Source organism: Heliobacterium mobile (assembly GCF_009720735.1).
GTDB classification, from domain to species: Bacteria; Bacillota; Desulfitobacteriia; order Heliobacteriales; family Heliobacteriaceae; genus Heliobacterium; species Heliobacterium mobile.
Window position 1 is genome coordinate 1 of sequence record NZ_WNKU01000116.1, and the last position, 786, is coordinate 786.

General features: G+C 37.8%; 1 protein-coding gene. It reads right to left on the reverse strand.

Translation table 11 applies throughout. From position 1 onward, the window contains the following. Positions 1-60 precede the first annotated feature (60 nt). The gene (locus GJ688_RS20045) at positions 61-288 is read right to left on the reverse strand and encodes a hypothetical protein (RefSeq protein WP_155478172.1); all 228 of its coding nucleotides are present in this window, start codon (positions 286-288) and stop codon (positions 61-63) included. Positions 289-786: the final 498 nt, after the last annotated feature.

Genomic DNA, 786 nt, shown 5'->3' on the forward strand with positions numbered 1-786 from the left:
TCGACACAGAGTGCTAAAAATCCTTATTTCCCATATACTCCATTTTTGGTTACTCTGGGGTTAACCGAACACTAATGCCCATATTGAATAATCTATGGTCGATGAAGATATCCTATCAATTTCACTCTGCCAAGCGTTAGCTACCCTTTGGATATTGTCCGCAACTTCTTTTTCTTCAAGTTTCAGATAGCCTCTTCCCCAAAATTCTTTTTCTATTATAAATATTGTGCCTATGAACAATATAATTAAACCTATGTAAAAAATTAAAATCTTACGAGATAACGACATATAATTGCTCCTTCATTGATTGTACAAACAATTATAACATAAATCCCCTTGGAAATTACTTAGAAATTTATCTCTCACCGTTGACTTCTTCCCCATCTAGAGCGATGATGTCACTGCGGCAACCGCCCACCAAGGAGGAATGAATATCGAGGAATGACTGGCCCCAATAAAAATTAAAAATTAAATTCCGCAAATGATTTTTTACCGTCTTAAATCTAACGACACGCATTTGATTCATATATCTCAATAATGGCCCACTGCATGACGGGCCAGCAGCGGGGAGGAATGAGTATCGAGGAATGACCGGTTCCAACAAAATTAAAAAAATTAATTCCGCAATGATTATTTACCGTCGAATCAACACGACACGCATATGTCTTCATATCTAATATCGGTCCAGTGCATGATGGGCCGGATTATAAGGAGCATTCCTGTAATGAATAAATTGGCGCTTTGAAAATGAAAGCACCCCCTGATAACATACGAGGTGTTCCAAAG